General features: G+C 56.5%; 17 protein-coding genes. 10 read left to right on the forward strand and 7 right to left on the reverse strand.

Features of this window, described 5'->3' with window-relative positions:
- Positions 1-63 precede the first annotated feature (63 nt).
- The 5 genes from yacL (at position 64) to ACCC84_RS12245 (ending at position 4640) form a co-directional block, all read left to right on the forward strand.
- Complete coding sequence (gene yacL / locus ACCC84_RS12225) at positions 64-426, forward strand: protein YacL (RefSeq protein WP_039991754.1); 363 nt, start codon at positions 64-66, stop codon at positions 424-426.
- 247 nt (positions 427-673) lie between these two features.
- Positions 674-1630, forward strand: a complete 957-nt coding sequence (locus ACCC84_RS12230) for a 2-keto-3-deoxygluconate permease 1 (RefSeq protein WP_004958826.1) — start codon at positions 674-676, stop codon at positions 1628-1630.
- The gene (dtnK, locus tag ACCC84_RS12235; protein ID WP_273871909.1) at positions 1627-2898 is read left to right on the forward strand and encodes a D-threonate kinase; all 1272 of its coding nucleotides are present in this window, start codon (positions 1627-1629) and stop codon (positions 2896-2898) included. Before ACCC84_RS12230 ends, dtnK begins: the two co-directional genes overlap by 4 nt.
- Positions 2858-3871: a D-threonate 4-phosphate dehydrogenase gene (locus ACCC84_RS12240; RefSeq protein WP_050763112.1), complete on the forward strand. Its 1014-nt coding sequence runs from the start codon at positions 2858-2860 to the stop codon at positions 3869-3871. The genes dtnK and ACCC84_RS12240 overlap by 41 nt, the downstream gene beginning before the upstream one ends.
- A 10-nt stretch (positions 3872-3881) precedes the next feature.
- Positions 3882-4640 (forward strand): DeoR/GlpR family DNA-binding transcription regulator, encoded by a 759-nt coding sequence (locus ACCC84_RS12245; protein WP_004958834.1) that lies wholly within the window; start codon positions 3882-3884, stop codon positions 4638-4640.
- An 82-nt stretch (positions 4641-4722) separates the two neighbouring features.
- Here ACCC84_RS12245 and speD read toward each other — a convergent pair whose 3' ends face one another.
- The 3 genes from speD to ACCC84_RS12260 form a co-directional block, all read right to left on the reverse strand.
- Positions 4723-5517, reverse strand: a complete 795-nt coding sequence (speD, locus tag ACCC84_RS12250; RefSeq protein WP_004958838.1) for an adenosylmethionine decarboxylase — start codon at positions 5515-5517, stop codon at positions 4723-4725.
- 25 nt (positions 5518-5542) lie between these two features.
- Complete coding sequence (gene speE / locus ACCC84_RS12255) at positions 5543-6403, reverse strand: polyamine aminopropyltransferase (protein WP_039992566.1); 861 nt, start codon at positions 6401-6403, stop codon at positions 5543-5545.
- A gap of 133 nt (positions 6404-6536) precedes the next feature.
- Complete coding sequence (locus tag ACCC84_RS12260; RefSeq protein WP_102991096.1) at positions 6537-6884, reverse strand: YacC family pilotin-like protein; 348 nt, start codon at positions 6882-6884, stop codon at positions 6537-6539.
- Between the two features lie 156 nt (positions 6885-7040).
- Here ACCC84_RS12260 and cueO point away from each other — a divergent pair, with 156 nt between their 5' ends.
- On the forward strand, positions 7041-8678 hold the full coding sequence (gene cueO, locus ACCC84_RS12265) for a multicopper oxidase CueO (protein WP_371901951.1): 1638 nt from the start codon (positions 7041-7043) through the stop codon (positions 8676-8678).
- Between the two features lie 164 nt (positions 8679-8842).
- Positions 8843-9379: a hypoxanthine phosphoribosyltransferase gene (hpt, locus tag ACCC84_RS12270; protein WP_004958848.1), complete on the forward strand. Its 537-nt coding sequence runs from the start codon at positions 8843-8845 to the stop codon at positions 9377-9379.
- A 40-nt stretch (positions 9380-9419) separates the two neighbouring features.
- Here hpt and can read toward each other — a convergent pair whose 3' ends face one another.
- Positions 9420-10085 carry a carbonate dehydratase gene (gene can / locus ACCC84_RS12275; protein WP_004958851.1) on the reverse strand — a complete coding sequence of 222 codons (666 nt, stop codon included), beginning with the start codon at positions 10083-10085 and terminating at the stop codon, positions 9420-9422.
- Between the two features lie 188 nt (positions 10086-10273).
- On the opposite strand from can, the gene ACCC84_RS12280 reads away from it, so the two are divergent.
- From ACCC84_RS12280 to ACCC84_RS12290, 3 genes are all read left to right on the forward strand, one after another.
- Positions 10274-11197 (forward strand): ABC transporter ATP-binding protein, encoded by a 924-nt coding sequence (locus ACCC84_RS12280; protein ID WP_004958853.1) that lies wholly within the window; start codon positions 10274-10276, stop codon positions 11195-11197.
- On the forward strand, positions 11194-11964 hold the full coding sequence (locus ACCC84_RS12285; protein WP_004958857.1) for an ABC transporter permease: 771 nt from the start codon (positions 11194-11196) through the stop codon (positions 11962-11964). The genes ACCC84_RS12280 and ACCC84_RS12285 overlap by 4 nt, the downstream gene beginning before the upstream one ends.
- Before the next feature lie 157 nt (positions 11965-12121).
- Positions 12122-13402 carry a polysaccharide deacetylase family protein gene (locus ACCC84_RS12290; RefSeq protein ID WP_004958862.1) on the forward strand — a complete coding sequence of 427 codons (1281 nt, stop codon included), beginning with the start codon at positions 12122-12124 and terminating at the stop codon, positions 13400-13402.
- A 36-nt stretch (positions 13403-13438) separates the two neighbouring features.
- On the opposite strand, the gene panD is transcribed toward ACCC84_RS12290, so the two are convergent.
- The 3 genes from panD to panB form a co-directional block, all read right to left on the reverse strand.
- On the reverse strand, positions 13439-13819 hold the full coding sequence (panD, locus tag ACCC84_RS12295; RefSeq protein WP_004958864.1) for an aspartate 1-decarboxylase: 381 nt from the start codon (positions 13817-13819) through the stop codon (positions 13439-13441).
- 130 nt (positions 13820-13949) lie between these two features.
- Positions 13950-14804 carry a pantoate--beta-alanine ligase gene (gene panC / locus ACCC84_RS12300; protein WP_004958867.1) on the reverse strand — a complete coding sequence of 285 codons (855 nt, stop codon included), beginning with the start codon at positions 14802-14804 and terminating at the stop codon, positions 13950-13952.
- Positions 14805-14825: 21 nt separating this feature from the next.
- Positions 14826-15620: a 3-methyl-2-oxobutanoate hydroxymethyltransferase gene (gene panB / locus ACCC84_RS12305; protein WP_371901952.1), complete on the reverse strand. Its 795-nt coding sequence runs from the start codon at positions 15618-15620 to the stop codon at positions 14826-14828.
- Positions 15621-15765 lie beyond the last annotated feature (145 nt).

A 15765-nucleotide genomic window follows, 5' to 3' on the forward strand; every position in this document is an offset into this window, starting at 1 on the left:
GCGCTCACTAATAAGGGCCGAATTAATGATTACACTGATAAAAAGGCCTTGGGAGGGCGCGCTATGGATTACGAATTTCTGCGGGATGTGACCGGCCAGGTCGTGGTCAGATTTTCGATGGGGCATGAAGCCATCGGCCATTGGATCAATGAAGAGATCAAGGGCGACCTGAATCTGCTGGACCGTATCGAAGCCGGGGCGGCAGAGGTGAAAGGCAGCGAGCGCCAATGGCAGCTCGACGGTCACGAATATACGCTGTTAATGGATGGCGAAGAAGTAATGATCCGGGCCAATCAACTGTCGTTTGAAGGTGACGAAATGGAAGAAGGCATGAATTATTATGACGAGGAGAGCCTGTCTTTCTGCGGCGTTGAGGATTTCCTGAAGGTGTTGAAGGCCTATCGACACTTTATGCTGAACTATTAACCACACCGGTCCCGATCGCCAGCCCAGCCGATCAGGGCTGGCGCCCCCCTTGTCCGGCTGATGCCGGCGCGGCCTCCGGCAGGTGTTCACGCTAACCTGCCATCCACACCCGATATCCGTTACGTCATGCGTGGCAGATGACGAAAAATAATCATTTTATCTCTTATAACTGCGATCAAGCTCTCTAATTTGTTAAATTTGATTCAATATAATCATGATGATTAAAATAAATCATAGCGAGGGTGAGATGAAACTAAAAGCGTCAATAGAAAAAGTCCCTGGCGGGATGATGGTCATCCCTCTGGTGCTCGGTGCGCTGTTAAATACCTTCGCCCCGGCCGCACTGGATATCGGCGGTTTTACCACCGCATTGTTTAAAAACGGTGCGGCGCCGTTGATCGGTGCGTTCTTGCTGTGCATGGGGGCGGGGATAAGCTTTAAAGCCGCGCCGCAGGCGTTGCTGCAAGGCGGCACCATCACCCTGACCAAGCTGCTGGTTGCCATGGCACTGGGGCTGGGCGTCGAGCGGCTGTTTGGTGCGGAAGGCATCTTTGGCCTGACCGGCGTGGCGATCATCGCGGCAATGAGCAACTCCAACGGCGGTCTGTATGCGGCGCTGGTGGGCGAATTTGGTAATGAACGCGATGTCGGTGCCATTTCCATTCTTTCTCTCAACGATGGGCCGTTCTTTACCATGATTGCGCTCGGCGCCGCCGGTATGGCCAATATTCCGCTGATGGCGCTGGTCGCGGTGCTGGTGCCGCTGCTGGTGGGCATGGTGCTTGGCAATCTCGATCGCAACATGCGTGAGTTTCTCACCAGGGGCGGGCCGATTCTGATTCCGTTCTTCGCCTTTGCGCTCGGCGCCGGTATCAATCTGGAAATGCTGCTGCAGGGGGGCCTGGCCGGCATTCTGTTAGGCATATTGACCACCTTTGTTGGTGGCTTCTTCAATATCCGTGCCGATCGTCTGGTCGGAGGCTCGGGCATTGCCGGTGCGGCGGCATCAAGCACTGCCGGCAATGCGGTAGCAACGCCGCTGGCCATCGCGCAGGCCGATCCATCACTGGCCGAGGTTGCCGCGGCCGCGGCGCCGCTGATAGCCGCTTCGGTGATTACCACCGCGATCCTGACGCCGATACTCAGTTCCTGGGTGGCGAAGCGCAACGCTGCCAAAACGGCGGTAGAGGAGAATGCCGCATGAAGATGATCGTCATTGCTGATGATTTCACCGGCGCCAACGACACCGGCGTACAGTTGGCGAAAAAAGGCGCGCGCACCGATGTTTTGCTGAACCCGCAGCAAAAACCGCCGCGTGGCGGCGACGTCCTGGTGATCAACACCGAAAGCCGTGCGCTGCCGGCTGCCGACGCGCACCAGCGGGTAAGTGCTGCATTGCGGCCCTACTGCTCCGGTGGCAAGCAGCCGTTGATCTACAAAAAGATTGATTCGACCTTTCGTGGCAACGTAGGGGCCGAAATCGACGCGGCGATGCAGGCCAGCGGCGCCCGGCTGGCGATCGTGGCGGCGGCGATCCCGGCCGCCGGGCGAACCACGCTACACGGTGAATGTCGGGTGCATAACGTACCGCTGGCGCAAACCGAGTTTGCCAGCGATCCGAAAACCCCGATCGTCTCATCCCATATCAAAACCCTGATCGGCTTGCAGACCGAGATACCGGTGCACGAAGTGGATCTGGCGGTGGTGCGCAGCGCTGGGCTGAGCGATGCGTTGCAGCGGCTGGGACGGCAGCAGCGGTGCATCGTGGTGGTGGATGCCGAGCAGGATGGCGATCTGGCCCTATTGGCGCAAAGTATCGGCCGGCTCGAGGTGCCGCTGCTGCTGGTTGGCGCCGCCGGTTTGGCCAATGCGCTGCCATCGGCGTGTTATCTGACGGCCCGGCAACGCTTGCCGGTGCTGGTGGTGGCCGGTTCGATGAGCGACGCCACCCGGCAACAGATTGTTTTTGCCGAACGGGAGCTGGCGCTGGGCATTGTCGATATCGACGTGGAAGCGTTAGTGGCGGCGGACGGCGCGCGGGTCGTGCAGCAGACGGTCAGGCGGGCGGTGGCGTTGTTGCAGGATCGCCAGCATTGCGTGTTGCGCACCTGCCGTGACGCCGATGCACGGCAACTGATCGATCGTTTGTGTGAACGCACGCAGCTGTCCCGGCAGCAGCTGGGCGATCGCATCAGTCAGACGCTGGGGGAGATCGCGCTGGCGATAATCAACCATACGCAGATTGGCGGGCTGTTCCTGACCGGTGGCGATATTGCGATTGCCGTCGCGCGCGCCCTGGGCGCCGAAGGCTACCGGATCGATGGAGAAGTGGCTCCCTGCGTACCTTGCGGCACCTTTATCAATAGTGAAATCGACGATTTGCCAGTGATCACCAAGGCTGGCGGGTTTGGTGGCCCATCCACCTTGCGCGATGCGCTTTATTTTATCGAGGAGATGTACAGTGGCGAATAACACAATTGCAGTCACCATGGGCGATCCGGCGGGCATTGGCCCGGAAATCATCATCAAGGCATTGGCCTCTGGCGAGCTGTCCGGCGCCAACGCGGTGGTGGTCGGCTGTTTGCAGACGCTACAGCGCATTCAGGCGTTGGGGATTACCCCACCGGTAGAGCTGCGGCCGATACAGCAGGTTGCACAGGCCCGCTTTGTGCCGGGGATCGTTAACGTTATCGACCAGCCGCTGGCCGACCCTGCCGCGCTGATGCCGGGGAAAGTGCAGGCACAGGCAGGAGATCTGGCCTACCGCTGCGTGAAACGTGCCGCCGAAATGGCCATGGCCGGCGAGGTACAGGCTATCGCTACCGCGCCGTTGAACAAGGAAGCGCTGCACCTGGCCGGCCATATGTATCCGGGGCATACGGAACTGCTGGCCAAACTGACCGACAGCCGCGACTACGCGATGGTGCTGTATACCGATAAGCTGAAAGTGATCCACGTAACCACCCATATCGCGCTGCGCAGGTTCCTCGATACTCTCAGTAGCCAACGCATTGAGACGGTGATCGGCATGGCAGACACTTTCCTAAAGCGCGTCGGCTTCAGGCAGCCGCGTATTGCCGTCGCCGGCGTTAACCCGCACGCCGGCGAAAATGGCCTGTTTGGTGATGAGGAAATCACCCTGGTCAGCCCGGCGATTGCCGCGGCCAAACGGCGCGGCATTGAGGTATACGGCCCGTGCCCGCCGGATACCGTCTTCCTGCAGGCGTATGAAGGGCAGTACGATATGGTGGTGGCGATGTATCACGATCAGGGGCACATTCCCCTCAAGCTGCTGGGCTTCTATGATGGCGTAAATATTACCGCCGGGCTGCCGTTTATTCGCACTTCTGCCGACCATGGCACGGCGTTTGATATTGCCTGGACAGGAAAAGCCAAGTCTGAGAGCATGGCGATCTCGATCCAATTAGCCAGTCAGCTTGCTTAATCAAGAGCCTATGAAGTCACAACATCGTCTGGACCAGATCCTGGACTATTTAAAGGGCCATAATCTGGTCACGGTTGAACAATTAGTGCATGCAATCGATGCGTCGCCGGCCACCATCCGGCGCGATCTGATCAAACTGGATGAGCAGGGCATTATCAACCGTAGTCACGGTGGCGTGGCGCTCAACCGTTTTATTCCCGCACAGCCAACCACCAACGAGAAGCAGCTGCGCCACCAGCAGGAAAAACAGGCGATCGCCAAATATGCCTTGTCGATGATCAATCCCGGTGATGCGGTGGTGCTGGATGCCGGCACCACCATGCTCGAACTGGCGCGTAATTTGACACATTTGCCGTTGAGGGTGATCACCGCCGATCTGCGCATTGCCCTGTTCCTGTCGGAGTTCAAGCAAATCGAAGTCACGATTATCGGTGGGCGTATCGATGACAGCAGTCAATCCTGTATTGGCGATCACGGGCGTAAGCTGTTGCGCGGGATTTATCCGGATATTGCCTTTATCAGCTGTAACTCGTGGAGTCTGGAAAAGGGAATTACCACGCCGACCGAAGAGAAGTCCGGCCTGAAGCAGGATCTGGCGGCCAATGCGCGCCGTCGAGTGCTGTTGGCCGACAGCAGCAAATATGGCGCCTATTCCCTGTTTTGCGTTGCGCCGCTCAGCAGCCTGACCGATATCGTCACCGACCGCGCTCTGCCGCAGGAGACACAACGCCAGCTTGACCAGCTACCCGGTCAATTATGCCTGGTTTAGCACGCTGCCAACGAGTGACTGACGGCGGGGCGACCCGCGCCGAACATCAAAACAACGGGGCAGCCAAGGCCGCCCCGTTTTATTACAGATGCGGAATGTTCCGCCCGTAATAGATCTCCTGCATCTCTTTCCACAGCAGATCGGTAATCCGTTGCCGTTCTTCCTCGCTCAACGCTTCCGGCTTGGCGTTAAACAGATAGTGCTTCAGATCGAAATCCTTCAGCAGCATCTTGGTATGGAAGATATTTTCCTGATAAACGTTCACATCCATCATGTGATAAAGCGACTTCATATCTTCAGACATAAAGTTCTGGATCGAATTGATCTCATGATCGATGTAATGCTTCACGCCGTTGACATCACGGGTAAAACCGCGCACGCGGTAATCCATGGTGACGATATCCGATTCCAGTTGGTGAATCAGATAGTTGAGCGCTTTAAGTGGTGAAATGACGCCGCAGGTCGACACTTCGATGTCGGCGCGGAAGGTACACAGCCCGCCTTCCGGATGGCTTTCCGGGTAGGTGTGCACGCAGATATGGCTCTTGTCCAGGTGCGCAACCACCGTATTGGGCAACGGGCCGGGATGTTCCGAGGTATCAACGTCTTTCGGATCGACCGGCTCTTCGCTGACCAGGATGGTGACGCTGGCGCCTTGTGGCTCGTAGTCCTGACGTGCAATGTTCAGAATGTTGGCGCCAATGATTGAGCAGGTCTCGCTGAGGATCTCGGTCAGGCGATTGGCGTTGTACTGTTCGTCAATGTAGGCGATATAGCCGTCGCGATCGTCTGCGGTTTTGGCGTAACAGATATCGTAAATACAAAAACTCAGGCTTTTGGTCAGGTTATTGAAGCCGTGCAGTTTTAGCTTGTGCAATTTGGTTCACCTCCTGCGACCCCAGTCATTCTGGAGATAGGGCATTGAGTAAATATTGCGGCAGGGCAAAGCTGCCGGTGTGGATAGCCGGGTTGTAATAACGGCAGTGTAAACCGCTTTGGTTAAAGCGCTGTTGCAGCGTGGCCAGATCGTGTTGACGCAGCGCCGGATCCTGGCTCGCCCAGGCAAAGGTCATGATACCGCCGTAATAGGTCGGGATCGCTGCCTGATAGAAGCTGACGTCCTGGAAATATGCACTCAGGCGGGTGTGACTGTTGACGGCCTCATCCTGTTGCAGGAAACACACGCCGTTCTGTGCCACAAAGACGCCGCCGTCGTTCAGACAACGTGCGCAACCCTGGTAAAACGCCGACGTAAACAGGCTTTCGCCAGGACCGATCGGATCGGTGCAGTCAGAGATGATCACATCGAACTTTTCATCGGTCTGATTAACAAAGTTAACGCCGTCGTCAATCACCAGCTTGAAGCGCGGGTCGTCATATGAACCGGCATTGTGGTTGGGCAGGTACTGGCGGCAGAACTCCACCACTCCGGCATCGATTTCTACCATGGTGATGCGCTCAACGCCTTGATGTCGGCTGACTTCGCGCAGCATACCGCCGTCACCGCCACCGATGATCAGCACGCTTTTGGCTTGTCCATGCGCCAGCAACGGCACGTGGGTCATCATTTCATGATAGATGAACTCATCGCGTTCGGTGGTCTGAACCACACCGTCGAGCGCCATGACGCGGCCCAGCACCGGGTTTTCGAAGATAACCAGGTCCTGATGATCGGTTTTCTCACGGTACAGCACCTTCTCTACCGAGAAGTACTGGCCGAAGCTGGCATGTAACGTTTCATGCCAAATATCTTTCTGGGTCATGTCGGGAAACTCCGTAATAACAGCCATGAAAAATTGGCGCAACATCATAGCTAACTCTGCCTGAGGTTGCACGGCTGAATTTCAATCAATCGGGATGACGGGCAGGAGGGCGGCGGCCAGTAGCCGACCGCAGTTAGTTGGCGTAAGCCAGAAGGCTGAGCGAGTCGCGTGCCAGTGACTTGCATTTTTTCGGGGTTGGAATGGCAATGCCGCTAAGATCGCGGTAGCTCTCTTCCCCCAGCGCCTTCATATTGAAACTATTATAGTTGCTGAGATCCCAGCGATTTTGCTGGGCAAAGTACACGATGGCGCGTTTGATCTGGGCGTTGGGCAAATCACCGTAACCGCAATCGTTTTTCAGGAAAACGAACACCGCGGTCAGATCGGCCAAATCTTCCGCTTCTGATTCGTTCAGCGCCAGGCTGGCGTTGGAAAAGCCCAGCATGGTCAGCAACAGCAGCAATAACCTGGTTTTTTTAATCATGAAAGTAGACCTGTTTGTTGTCCACAGACGTTATCACACTTGGCCGCGCGGGCACCAAATATTATTAGTGGCAGTTAATGCTTGACCTTCCTCCAAGGGGAGGGTTTAGGCTGTCATCGTAGAGTCGTGTCACTAAGGAAAGGGAGCATACCGATGTTACGCCGTGATTTTATCCGATTGACCGCCGCGCTGGGCGCGGCAAGCGCGCTGCCGCTATGGAGTCGAAGCGTCTGGGCCGCCGATTTGCCGGCGCTGCCGATACCGCCGCTGCTGGAGCCAAACGCACAGGGAAAGCTGACGCTGGCACTGCAAACCGGCGAAGTGAAATGGTTACCGAACGCCGCCACCAAAACCTGGGGCATCAATGGTGCTTTGCTGGGGCCGGCGGTGCGTTTGCAGCGCGGTAAATCGGTGACGGTAGACATGACCAATCGTCTGCCGGACGCCAGCACCATCCATTGGCACGGTCTGGAAATTCCAGGCAACGTCGACGGCGGCCCGCAGGCGCTGATCCAACCGGGCAGCACCCGCACGGTGAATTTCACCGTCGATCAACCTGCCGCTACCTGCTGGTTCCACCCGCATACCCATGGCAAGACCGGTCATCAGGTGATGATGGGATTGGCTGGGCTGGTGCTGTTGGAAGATGATGAAAGCAGCAAATTGCCGTTGCCGAAAACCTGGGGTAAAGACGACGTGCCGGTGATTCTGCAAGACAAACGGCTGGGTAAAGATGCGCAGATTGACTATCAACTGGACGTGATGAGTGCGGCGGTTGGCTGGTTTGGCGATCGCATGTTTACCAATGGCGCGCAGTATCCACAACATATCGCCCCACGCGGCTGGCTGCGCTTGCGTTTGCTTAACGGTTGCAACGCGCGCTCGCTCAACGTGGCAACCAGCGACAACCGTCCTTTATACGTGATTGCCAGCGACGGGGGTTTTCTGGCCGAGCCGGTAAAACTGAGCGAATTGCCCATGCTGATGGGGGAGCGCTTTGAAGTCCTGGTCGATGCCAGCGACGGCAAGCCTTTTGATATCGTCACCCTGCCGGTGAAGCAGATGGGCATGACGTTGGCGCCGTTCGACCAGCCATTGCCAGTGCTGCGCATTCAGCCGTCACTGGGACAGGGAGTGAAGAGCATGCCGGACAGCCTGGTCAAGTTACCGGCGCTGCCGGCGGTAAGCGGTATTCAAGAGCGCTGGTTGCAATTGATGATGGATCCGAAACTGGACATGCTGGGCATGCAGGCGCTGATGGACCGTTACGGCCACCAGGCGATGGCCGGTATGAGCATGGATCACGGCGCGATGCCGGGCATGGATCATGGTGCGATGAAGGGCATGGATCATGGTGCGATGAAGGACATGGATCACGGCACGATGAAGGGCATGGATCACGGTGCAATGAAAGGCATGGATCATGGCGAGAAAGCGTTCGATTTCAGCCAGGGCAACAAGATCAATGGTAAAGCCTTTGATATGAACCAGCCGATGTTTGCCGCCAAACGGGGTCAGTACGAAAAGTGGACCATTTCCGGCGAAGGCGACATGATGCTGCACCCGTTCCATATTCATGGCACGCAATTTCGTATTTTGAGCGAAAATGGCAAACCGCCAGCGGCGCACCGTTGCGGCTGGAAAGACACCGTGCGGGTCGAAGGTGGGCGCAGTGAAGTGCTGGTGCAGTTCAACCATACCGCCAGCGCCGAGCAGGCCTATATGGCGCACTGCCATCTGCTGGAGCATGAAGATACCGGCATGATGCTGGGCTTTACCGTCGCGGATTAAGCGGGCTACCGTCTGTCACGCTGTGGCCACCATCGGCGCCAGCGTGACAACGGCCGAGCGATTTCCACGGCCCGTCAACCGGCAGTAGCGGTGGACTCGCGTCGCCAGCGTCGGCAGGCTATGCTAAACTCTGCGCCTTTCTTCCGGCAACTGACCTGAAAACTATGAAACACACTGTAGAAGTAATGATTTCCGAGCAGGAAGTTAAGACCCGTATCGCCGAACTTGGCCGTCAGATCACCGAACATTACCGCGACAGCGGCAGTGAAATGGTGCTGGTCGGTTTGCTGCGTGGTTCATTCATGTTCATGGCCGATCTGTGCCGTACCATCGAAGTCTCCCATGAAGTCGATTTCATGACGGCTTCCAGCTACGGCAGCGGCATGTCCACCACCCGGGACGTGAAAATCCTCAAGGATCTGGACGAAGACATTCGCGGCAAAGACGTGCTGATCGTGGAAGATATTATCGATTCCGGCAACACGCTGAACAAGGTGCGTGAAATTCTGGCGCTGCGTGGGCCGAAATCGCTGGCTATCTGTACGCTGTTGGACAAACCGGAACGCCGCGAAGTGGACGTGCCGGTCGAATACGTCGGTTTCACCATTCCCGATGAGTTCGTGGTCGGCTACGGCATCGATTATGCTCAACGCTATCGCCATCTGCCGTACGTCGGCAAAGTGGTATTGCTCGACGAATAATCGCCACGTTTCAGGGCGCGTGTTACCGCGCCCTGAGGGTTTAAATGTCCTTCAGGCCTTTCTCTTGCAGCAGCGTTGAGATCGCCTTGCGATAGCCCATTTCCAGGCTTTCGCGGCTGGTGGCCACCACTTCCAGATCGCGCAGTCGGCCATCTTGAATACCGTATACCCAACCGTGAATCATCACTTTTTGCCCGCGTTTCCAGGCGGACTGCATGATGGTGGAATGGCCGAGGTTGTAGACCTGCTCGATCACGTTGATCTCGCACAGCACATCCAGACGCTCTTCCGGTTCGAGTTCTCCCAGCAGCGAGCTATGCTTGTACCACAGGTCGCGGATATGCAGCAGCCAGTTGTTAATCAATCCCAGTTCCGGGTTTTCTACCGCCGCCTGCACGCCGCCGCAACCCAGATGGCCGCAGATGATGATGTGTTCAACTTCAAGCACGTCAACGGCGTACTGCACTACCGACAGGCAGTTCAAATCGGTGTGAATCACCAGGTTGGCTACGTTACGGTGCACGAACAGTTCACCCGGCTCCAGTCCGGTCAGACGTTCGGCGGGGACTCGGCTGTCCGAGCAACCAATCCATAAAAAGCGCGGTTTTTGCGCCTGAGCCAAACGTTCAAAAAAACCGGGGTCTTCCTGGTTGATATTGGCGGACCAAGCCTGATTGTTGGCGATGAGTCTTTCGATTTCTTTCATGGAGGTTATTGACCTGTAATGAACAGTTTGCGTTGGGGTAATATAGGGCAAGCATCACAATTTTGAAATCGGAACAGTGATGTTAACCGCACGGATTCGACTCAGTGAAAGCGCTGCCAATGATAAGATATAGCCAATCATTACAAAAGACAGCAGCATACTCATCGTCATAAGGTACTCTCTAATTTATGAATTATGCACTGGAATTAGCGCAGTTGACCAAGACTTACGCCGGTGGCGTCAAGGCATTGCGCGGTATCGATCTCAACGTCGAGGCAGGGGACTTTTATGCCTTGCTGGGGCCTAACGGCGCAGGTAAATCCACCACTATCGGCATTATCAGTTCGCTGGTGAACAAGTCTACCGGCACGGTGCGGGTGTTCGGTTACGACATCGACAAGGATATCGTCAACGCGAAGCGCCAACTGGGGCTGGTGCCGCAGGAGTTCAACTTCAACCCGTTTGAAACCGTGATGCAGATTGTGGTCAATCAGGCCGGCTACTATGGCGTTACGCGCCGTGAAGCGCTGGAGCGGGCGGAAAAATACCTGTCGCAGCTCGATCTGTGGGGCAAGCGCAATGAGCGGGCGCGCATGCTGTCCGGCGGCATGAAACGCCGTTTGATGATTGCCCGTGCGCTGATGCATCAGCCGAAATTGCTGATCCTCGATGAACCGACCGCCGGGGTGGATATTGAACTGCGCCGTTCGATGTGGGGTTTTCTAAAAGAACTCAACGCGCAGGGCACCACCATTATCCTGACCACGCACTACCTGGAAGAAGCCGAAATGCTGTGCCGCAACATCGGCATCATTCAAAACGGCGAGCTGGTGGAAAACACCTCGATGAAAGGCCTGCTGGCGAAGCTGAAATCTGAAACCTTCATCCTCGATCTGGCGGCGAAAAGCCCGCTGCCGACGCTGGATGGTTATATCAGCCGACTGGTGGACACCTCGACGCTGGAGGTGGAGGTGATGCGCGAACAGGGCCTGAACGGCCTGTTTACCCAGCTGAGCGCGCAGGGCGTGCAGGTGCTGAGCATGCGTAACAAGGCCAATCGCCTGGAAGAGCTGTTTGTCACCCTGGTTAACGGTAATGGAGAAAAAGCATGACACGTTTGTATTGGGTGGCATTGCAAAGCATTTGGGCCAAAGAAATCAACCGGTTTGCGCGTATCTGGATCCAGACGCTGGTACCACCGGTGATCACCATGACGCTGTATTTTATTATCTTCGGTAATCTGATTGGTTCGCAAATCGGCAATATGCATGGTTTCACCTACATGCAGTTTATCGTTCCCGGCCTGATCATGATGGCGGTTATCACCAACTCCTACGCCAATGTGGCCGCTTCGTTCTTCAGCGCCAAGTTCCAGCGTAATATCGAGGAGTTGCTGGTAGCGCCGGTGCCGACCCACGTAGTGATCGCCGGCTATGTCGGCGGCGGCGTGGCGCGCGGGATTTGCGTCGGCATACTGGTAACGGCGATTTCGCTGTTCTTTGTACCGCTGCAGATCCATGCCTGGTGGGCGATTGCCGTCACGCTACTGCTGACCGCGATCCTGTTCTCGCTGGGCGGTTTGCTCAATGCGGTGTTCGCCAATACCTTTGACGATATAAGCCTGATCCCGACGTTTGTCCTGACGCCGCTGACCTACCTGGGCGGGGTGTTTTATTCGCTGTCGCTGTTGCCGCCGTTCTGGCAGGCGGTGTCGAAGCTGAACCCGATCGTCTACATGATCAGCGGCTTCCGCTACGGTTTCCTTGGCATCAGCGATGTGCCGCTGGCGTTTACCATGGCGGTGCTGGTGGCATTTATCGTGGTGTTCTACCTGCTGGCGTGGTATCTGATTGAACGCGGCCGCGGTCTGCGTAGCTGATAACCGTTTCCCCGCGTCGATCCGGCGCGGGGTACATTATTGATGTACCCCAATGATTCGACGTTAACTGCTTGCTTCCCCTTGATCGAATCGTGCTAAGCTTAGGCTCCATTTTTCCTCCATTTTGTTATTACGCACTCGTAAGCAGAACACACTCATGCGCCTTCAAATCAAGATAGCGGCGGGTCTGGCCGGCATTTTCATGTCGATGCTGGCACCGGCGGCAGTTGCCAACCTGTTGTCGCAAGACGGCGTGGTCAAACCGGCCTATATGGAAGTCAAACGTGACAGCGAAGTCTATTCACTGATAGGCGAACAGGTTATTCCGGCAGGGGAAGTGAAGGAAGGGCAACTGATCCAGGTATTTCCGGCCGACGCGGAATACTATGAACTGAAATTTGGTCACGGCATTGGCTTTATCGATAAGGACGACGTGGCGAGTCTTGGCAAGGCGCGTAAGGTAAAAGACGATTTGGGCGAGCTGAACAAGCCGCTGAGCAATCAAAACCTGATTACCCAAAAAGCCATCAATATTTATACCGATGCCGACAACAAGAGCGAGATTTTCGGCATTCTGGAAGAGAACCTGCGCTATCCGATCATCGGCAAGCTGAAAGACCGGCTGAACAATACCTGGTATGAGATTAATGTCGGCGAACGCCTGGGATTTGTCAGCGAGCTGGACTGCGAGATCGATAACGGTATCCCGGTGCTGACCTACCATCATTTGCTGAAAAACGACGAGAACAAACGCTTCCGCCATACCTCGACCACCACTTCGGACGTGGCATTCAGCAACCAGATGACCTACCTGAAGCAGGCGGGTTATGACACCCTTTCGCTCTACCAGTTGGAAGCCTATCTGAAGAATCGCATCAATCTGCCGGGCAAGGCGGTGGTGCTGACGTTTGACGACGGGCTGAAGTCGGTTTATCGCTATGCCTATCCGGTGCTTAAACAGTATGGTTTCCGCGCGACGGCGTTTATTATCTCGTCACGCATCAAGCGCCAACCGCAGAAGTGGAATCCGGACTCGCTGCAGTTTATGAGCGTTTCCGAACTGAAGGAAATACAGGACGTGTTCGACATTCAATCGCACACCCACTTCCTGCACCGCGTCGACGGCTATCGTAAACCGATATTGCTCAGTCGCTCGCTGCACAATATCGAGTTCGATTTTGAACGCTCACGCCGCGCGCTGTCGCAGTTTAATCCGCACGTGCTGTATCTGTCCTACCCGTTTGGCGGCTATAACCAGCGAGCCATTCAGGCGGCGCAGGACGCCGGTTTTCGTATGGCGGTGACCACCGTGCAGGGCAAGGTCAAACCCGGTGACAATCCGTATACCTTGAAGCGGCTGTATATTCTACGTACCGATTCGATCCAGACCATGGCGGACCGCATTGCCAATAAGCCGGGAACGGTGGTGGTGCAGTAAGGGGATAGCGGGCGCCGACGGGCGCCCGTTGGAGCATCAGGCGACCTGAACTGGCACCGCTTTCGCTTTGCGCTGCAGCTGGTTATCACCTTCGAAGTAGGCGACCTTCGGATGGTGCTGGCGTGCGTCGGCGTCGCTCATCTGAACGTAAGAACAAATGATCAGCTTATCGCCAACGCAGGCGCAACGCGCTGCCGCGCCGTTGACCGAAATAATGCGCGATCCGCGCTCGGCGGCAATCGCATAGGTGGAAAAACGTTGTCCGTTATCAACGTTGTAGATATCGATCGCTTCGTATTCCAGAATGCCGGCCGCCTCCAGGAAATCCTGGTCGATGGCGCAGGAGCCTTCGTAGTGCAAGTCGGCCTGAGTCACTTTCACCCGATGCAGCTTGCCTTGCAGCATAGTACGTATCATAGCTTTACCTAACTGAATATCGGCCTTTGCAGGCGCTGGGTTGAATATTGATCACCGGTATCGTCACCGATATCCCGCAGGTTGTCTACTTTCCAGCTCGGAAATCGATGACGACTGTACAAAAAAACAACTACTGCGTCAGATCCACCTGCTGGTTGTCAATCAGCCGCGCCTTGCCCAGCCAGGCGGCCATCAGCACTACCGCGCGCCGGCTGTCGACGCTCAGCGGTTGCAGGCTGTCGGCGTCGCGAATGAACAGTTCGTCCGGCGTAAAGCCGGCGGCGCGTAGCTGGTCGGCGGCCTGCGCCAGCAGATCGTCGACCTGACGTTCACCATTGCCCAGTCGCTCGGCCAGCGCGTTCATGATCTTGCTGAGCTGTGGCGCCAGCTTGCGCTGTTCCGCGCTCAGGTAGCCGTTACGCGAACTGAGTGCCAGCCCGTCCTTGGCGCGCACGGTTGGCACGCCGATGATATCGATGTCGTAGCCCATATCGGCGACCATCTTGCGGATCAGCGCCAACTGCTGATAGTCCTTTTCGCCGAAGCAGGCCAAATCCGGCTGCACCAGATTGAACAGTTTGCTGACGATGGTCGACACGCCACGAAAATGACCCGGACGGCTGGCGCCCTCCAGCATGGTGGAGATGCCCGGCACGTCAACGTAGGTCTGTTGCTCCAGCCCTTGCGGATACACTTCGACCGGTGCCGGAGAGAACACCAGATCGACATTGCGGCGGTTGAGCTTTTCGCAGTCCTCTTGCAGGGTGCGCGGGTAACGCGTCAGATCTTCAGGGCGATCGAACTGCATGGGGTTGACGAAGATGCTAACCACCACCACGTCACCGCGGGCGCGCGCTTCGTCGACCAGCGTCATGTGACCTTCGTGCAGGTTGCCCATGGTTGGCACCAGCGCGATGCGTTTGCCTTCCTGGCGCCAGCGGCGAATGTGCTGGCGCAACACTGGCAGGGTTTGAATAATCAGCATAATGGCTCCCGAGGCGCTGTGTTAGTTGAAAGAGTGCTCTGCCGCAGGGTAGATACCCTGTTCGACTTCCTGAATATAGTGTTGCACCGCGCTGCGTAAGTCGCCGCTTTGCGTCAGGAAATTCTTGGCAAATTTCGGCGTATGCCCGCCGGTAATGCCAAAGGCGTCGTGCATCACCAGAATCTGGCCGTCGGTACCGTTGCCCGCGCCGATGCCGATCACCGGAATGCTCAGCGCTTCAGTGATGTTGCGCGCCAGTTCGGTTGGCACGCATTCCAGCACCAGCAGCTGAATGCCGGCAAACTCAAGGTTTTTCGCGTCTTCCATCAACTGTTTGGCGGCCAGTTCGTCACGCCCCTGCACCTTGTAGCCGCCGAACAGATTAACCGACTGCGGCGTCAGTCCCAGGTGGCCGCACACCGGCACCGCGCGCTCCGTCAGCATTTTCACCGTCTCGCACAGCCAGCTGCCGCCTTCGATTTTCACCATATTGGCGCCGGCGCGCATCACTTCAGCGGCGTTGGCAAAGGTTTGCTCTGGTGTGGCGTAAGCCATGAACGGCAGATCGGCCAACAGCAGACATGCCGGCGCGCCGCGGCGCACCGCGCGGGTGTGATAGGCGATGTCGGCCACGGTAACCGGCAGTGTAGAATCATGTCCTTGCAGCGTCATACCCAACGAGTCGCCGACCAGCATCAGTTTGATGCCTTGCTCTTCAAACAGCTTGGCAAAACTGGCATCGTAGGCGGTCAGCGTCGCAAATTTGCGCTGTTCCTGTTTCCATTGGCGCAAATGGGTCACGGTGGTGGGTTTCATCACGGGTCTCCTGAATAGCGCCGGGCGTTCTGTGTCGGCGCTGGCTGCAAAAAAGTGCAGTCATTCTACTGTAACCCAACGGGGGTGGGTAGCGACGATAGCGGTGGTTAAGATGTTCTTAAGAACCTTGTGATGTAATCGACCA

Source organism: Serratia odorifera (assembly GCF_041448735.1).
Taxonomy (GTDB): Bacteria; Pseudomonadota; Gammaproteobacteria; order Enterobacterales; family Enterobacteriaceae; genus Serratia_F; species Serratia_F odorifera.

Coding starts and splice junctions, on each gene's coding strand:
- yacL (WP_039991754.1), top strand. CDS start 64: ATGGATTACGAATTTCTGCGGGATGTGACCGGCCAGGTCGTGGTCAGA.
- ACCC84_RS12230 (WP_004958826.1), top strand. CDS start 674: ATGAAACTAAAAGCGTCAATAGAAAAAGTCCCTGGCGGGATGATGGTC.
- dtnK (WP_273871909.1), top strand. CDS start 1,627: ATGAAGATGATCGTCATTGCTGATGATTTCACCGGCGCCAACGACACC.
- ACCC84_RS12240 (WP_050763112.1), top strand. CDS start 2,858: ATGCGCTTTATTTTATCGAGGAGATGTACAGTGGCGAATAACACAATT.
- ACCC84_RS12245 (WP_004958834.1), top strand. CDS start 3,882: ATGAAGTCACAACATCGTCTGGACCAGATCCTGGACTATTTAAAGGGC.
- speE (WP_039992566.1), bottom strand. CDS start 6,403: ATGACCCAGAAAGATATTTGGCATGAAACGTTACATGCCAGCTTCGGC.
- cueO (WP_371901951.1), top strand. CDS start 7,041: ATGTTACGCCGTGATTTTATCCGATTGACCGCCGCGCTGGGCGCGGCA.
- hpt (WP_004958848.1), top strand. CDS start 8,843: ATGAAACACACTGTAGAAGTAATGATTTCCGAGCAGGAAGTTAAGACC.
- can (WP_004958851.1), bottom strand. CDS start 10,085: ATGAAAGAAATCGAAAGACTCATCGCCAACAATCAGGCTTGGTCCGCC.
- ACCC84_RS12280 (WP_004958853.1), top strand. CDS start 10,274: ATGAATTATGCACTGGAATTAGCGCAGTTGACCAAGACTTACGCCGGT.
- ACCC84_RS12285 (WP_004958857.1), top strand. CDS start 11,194: ATGACACGTTTGTATTGGGTGGCATTGCAAAGCATTTGGGCCAAAGAA.
- ACCC84_RS12290 (WP_004958862.1), top strand. CDS start 12,122: ATGCGCCTTCAAATCAAGATAGCGGCGGGTCTGGCCGGCATTTTCATG.
- panD (WP_004958864.1), bottom strand. CDS start 13,819: ATGATACGTACTATGCTGCAAGGCAAGCTGCATCGGGTGAAAGTGACT.
- panC (WP_004958867.1), bottom strand. CDS start 14,804: ATGCTGATTATTCAAACCCTGCCAGTGTTGCGCCAGCACATTCGCCGC.
- panB (WP_371901952.1), bottom strand. CDS start 15,620: ATGAAACCCACCACCGTGACCCATTTGCGCCAATGGAAACAGGAACAG.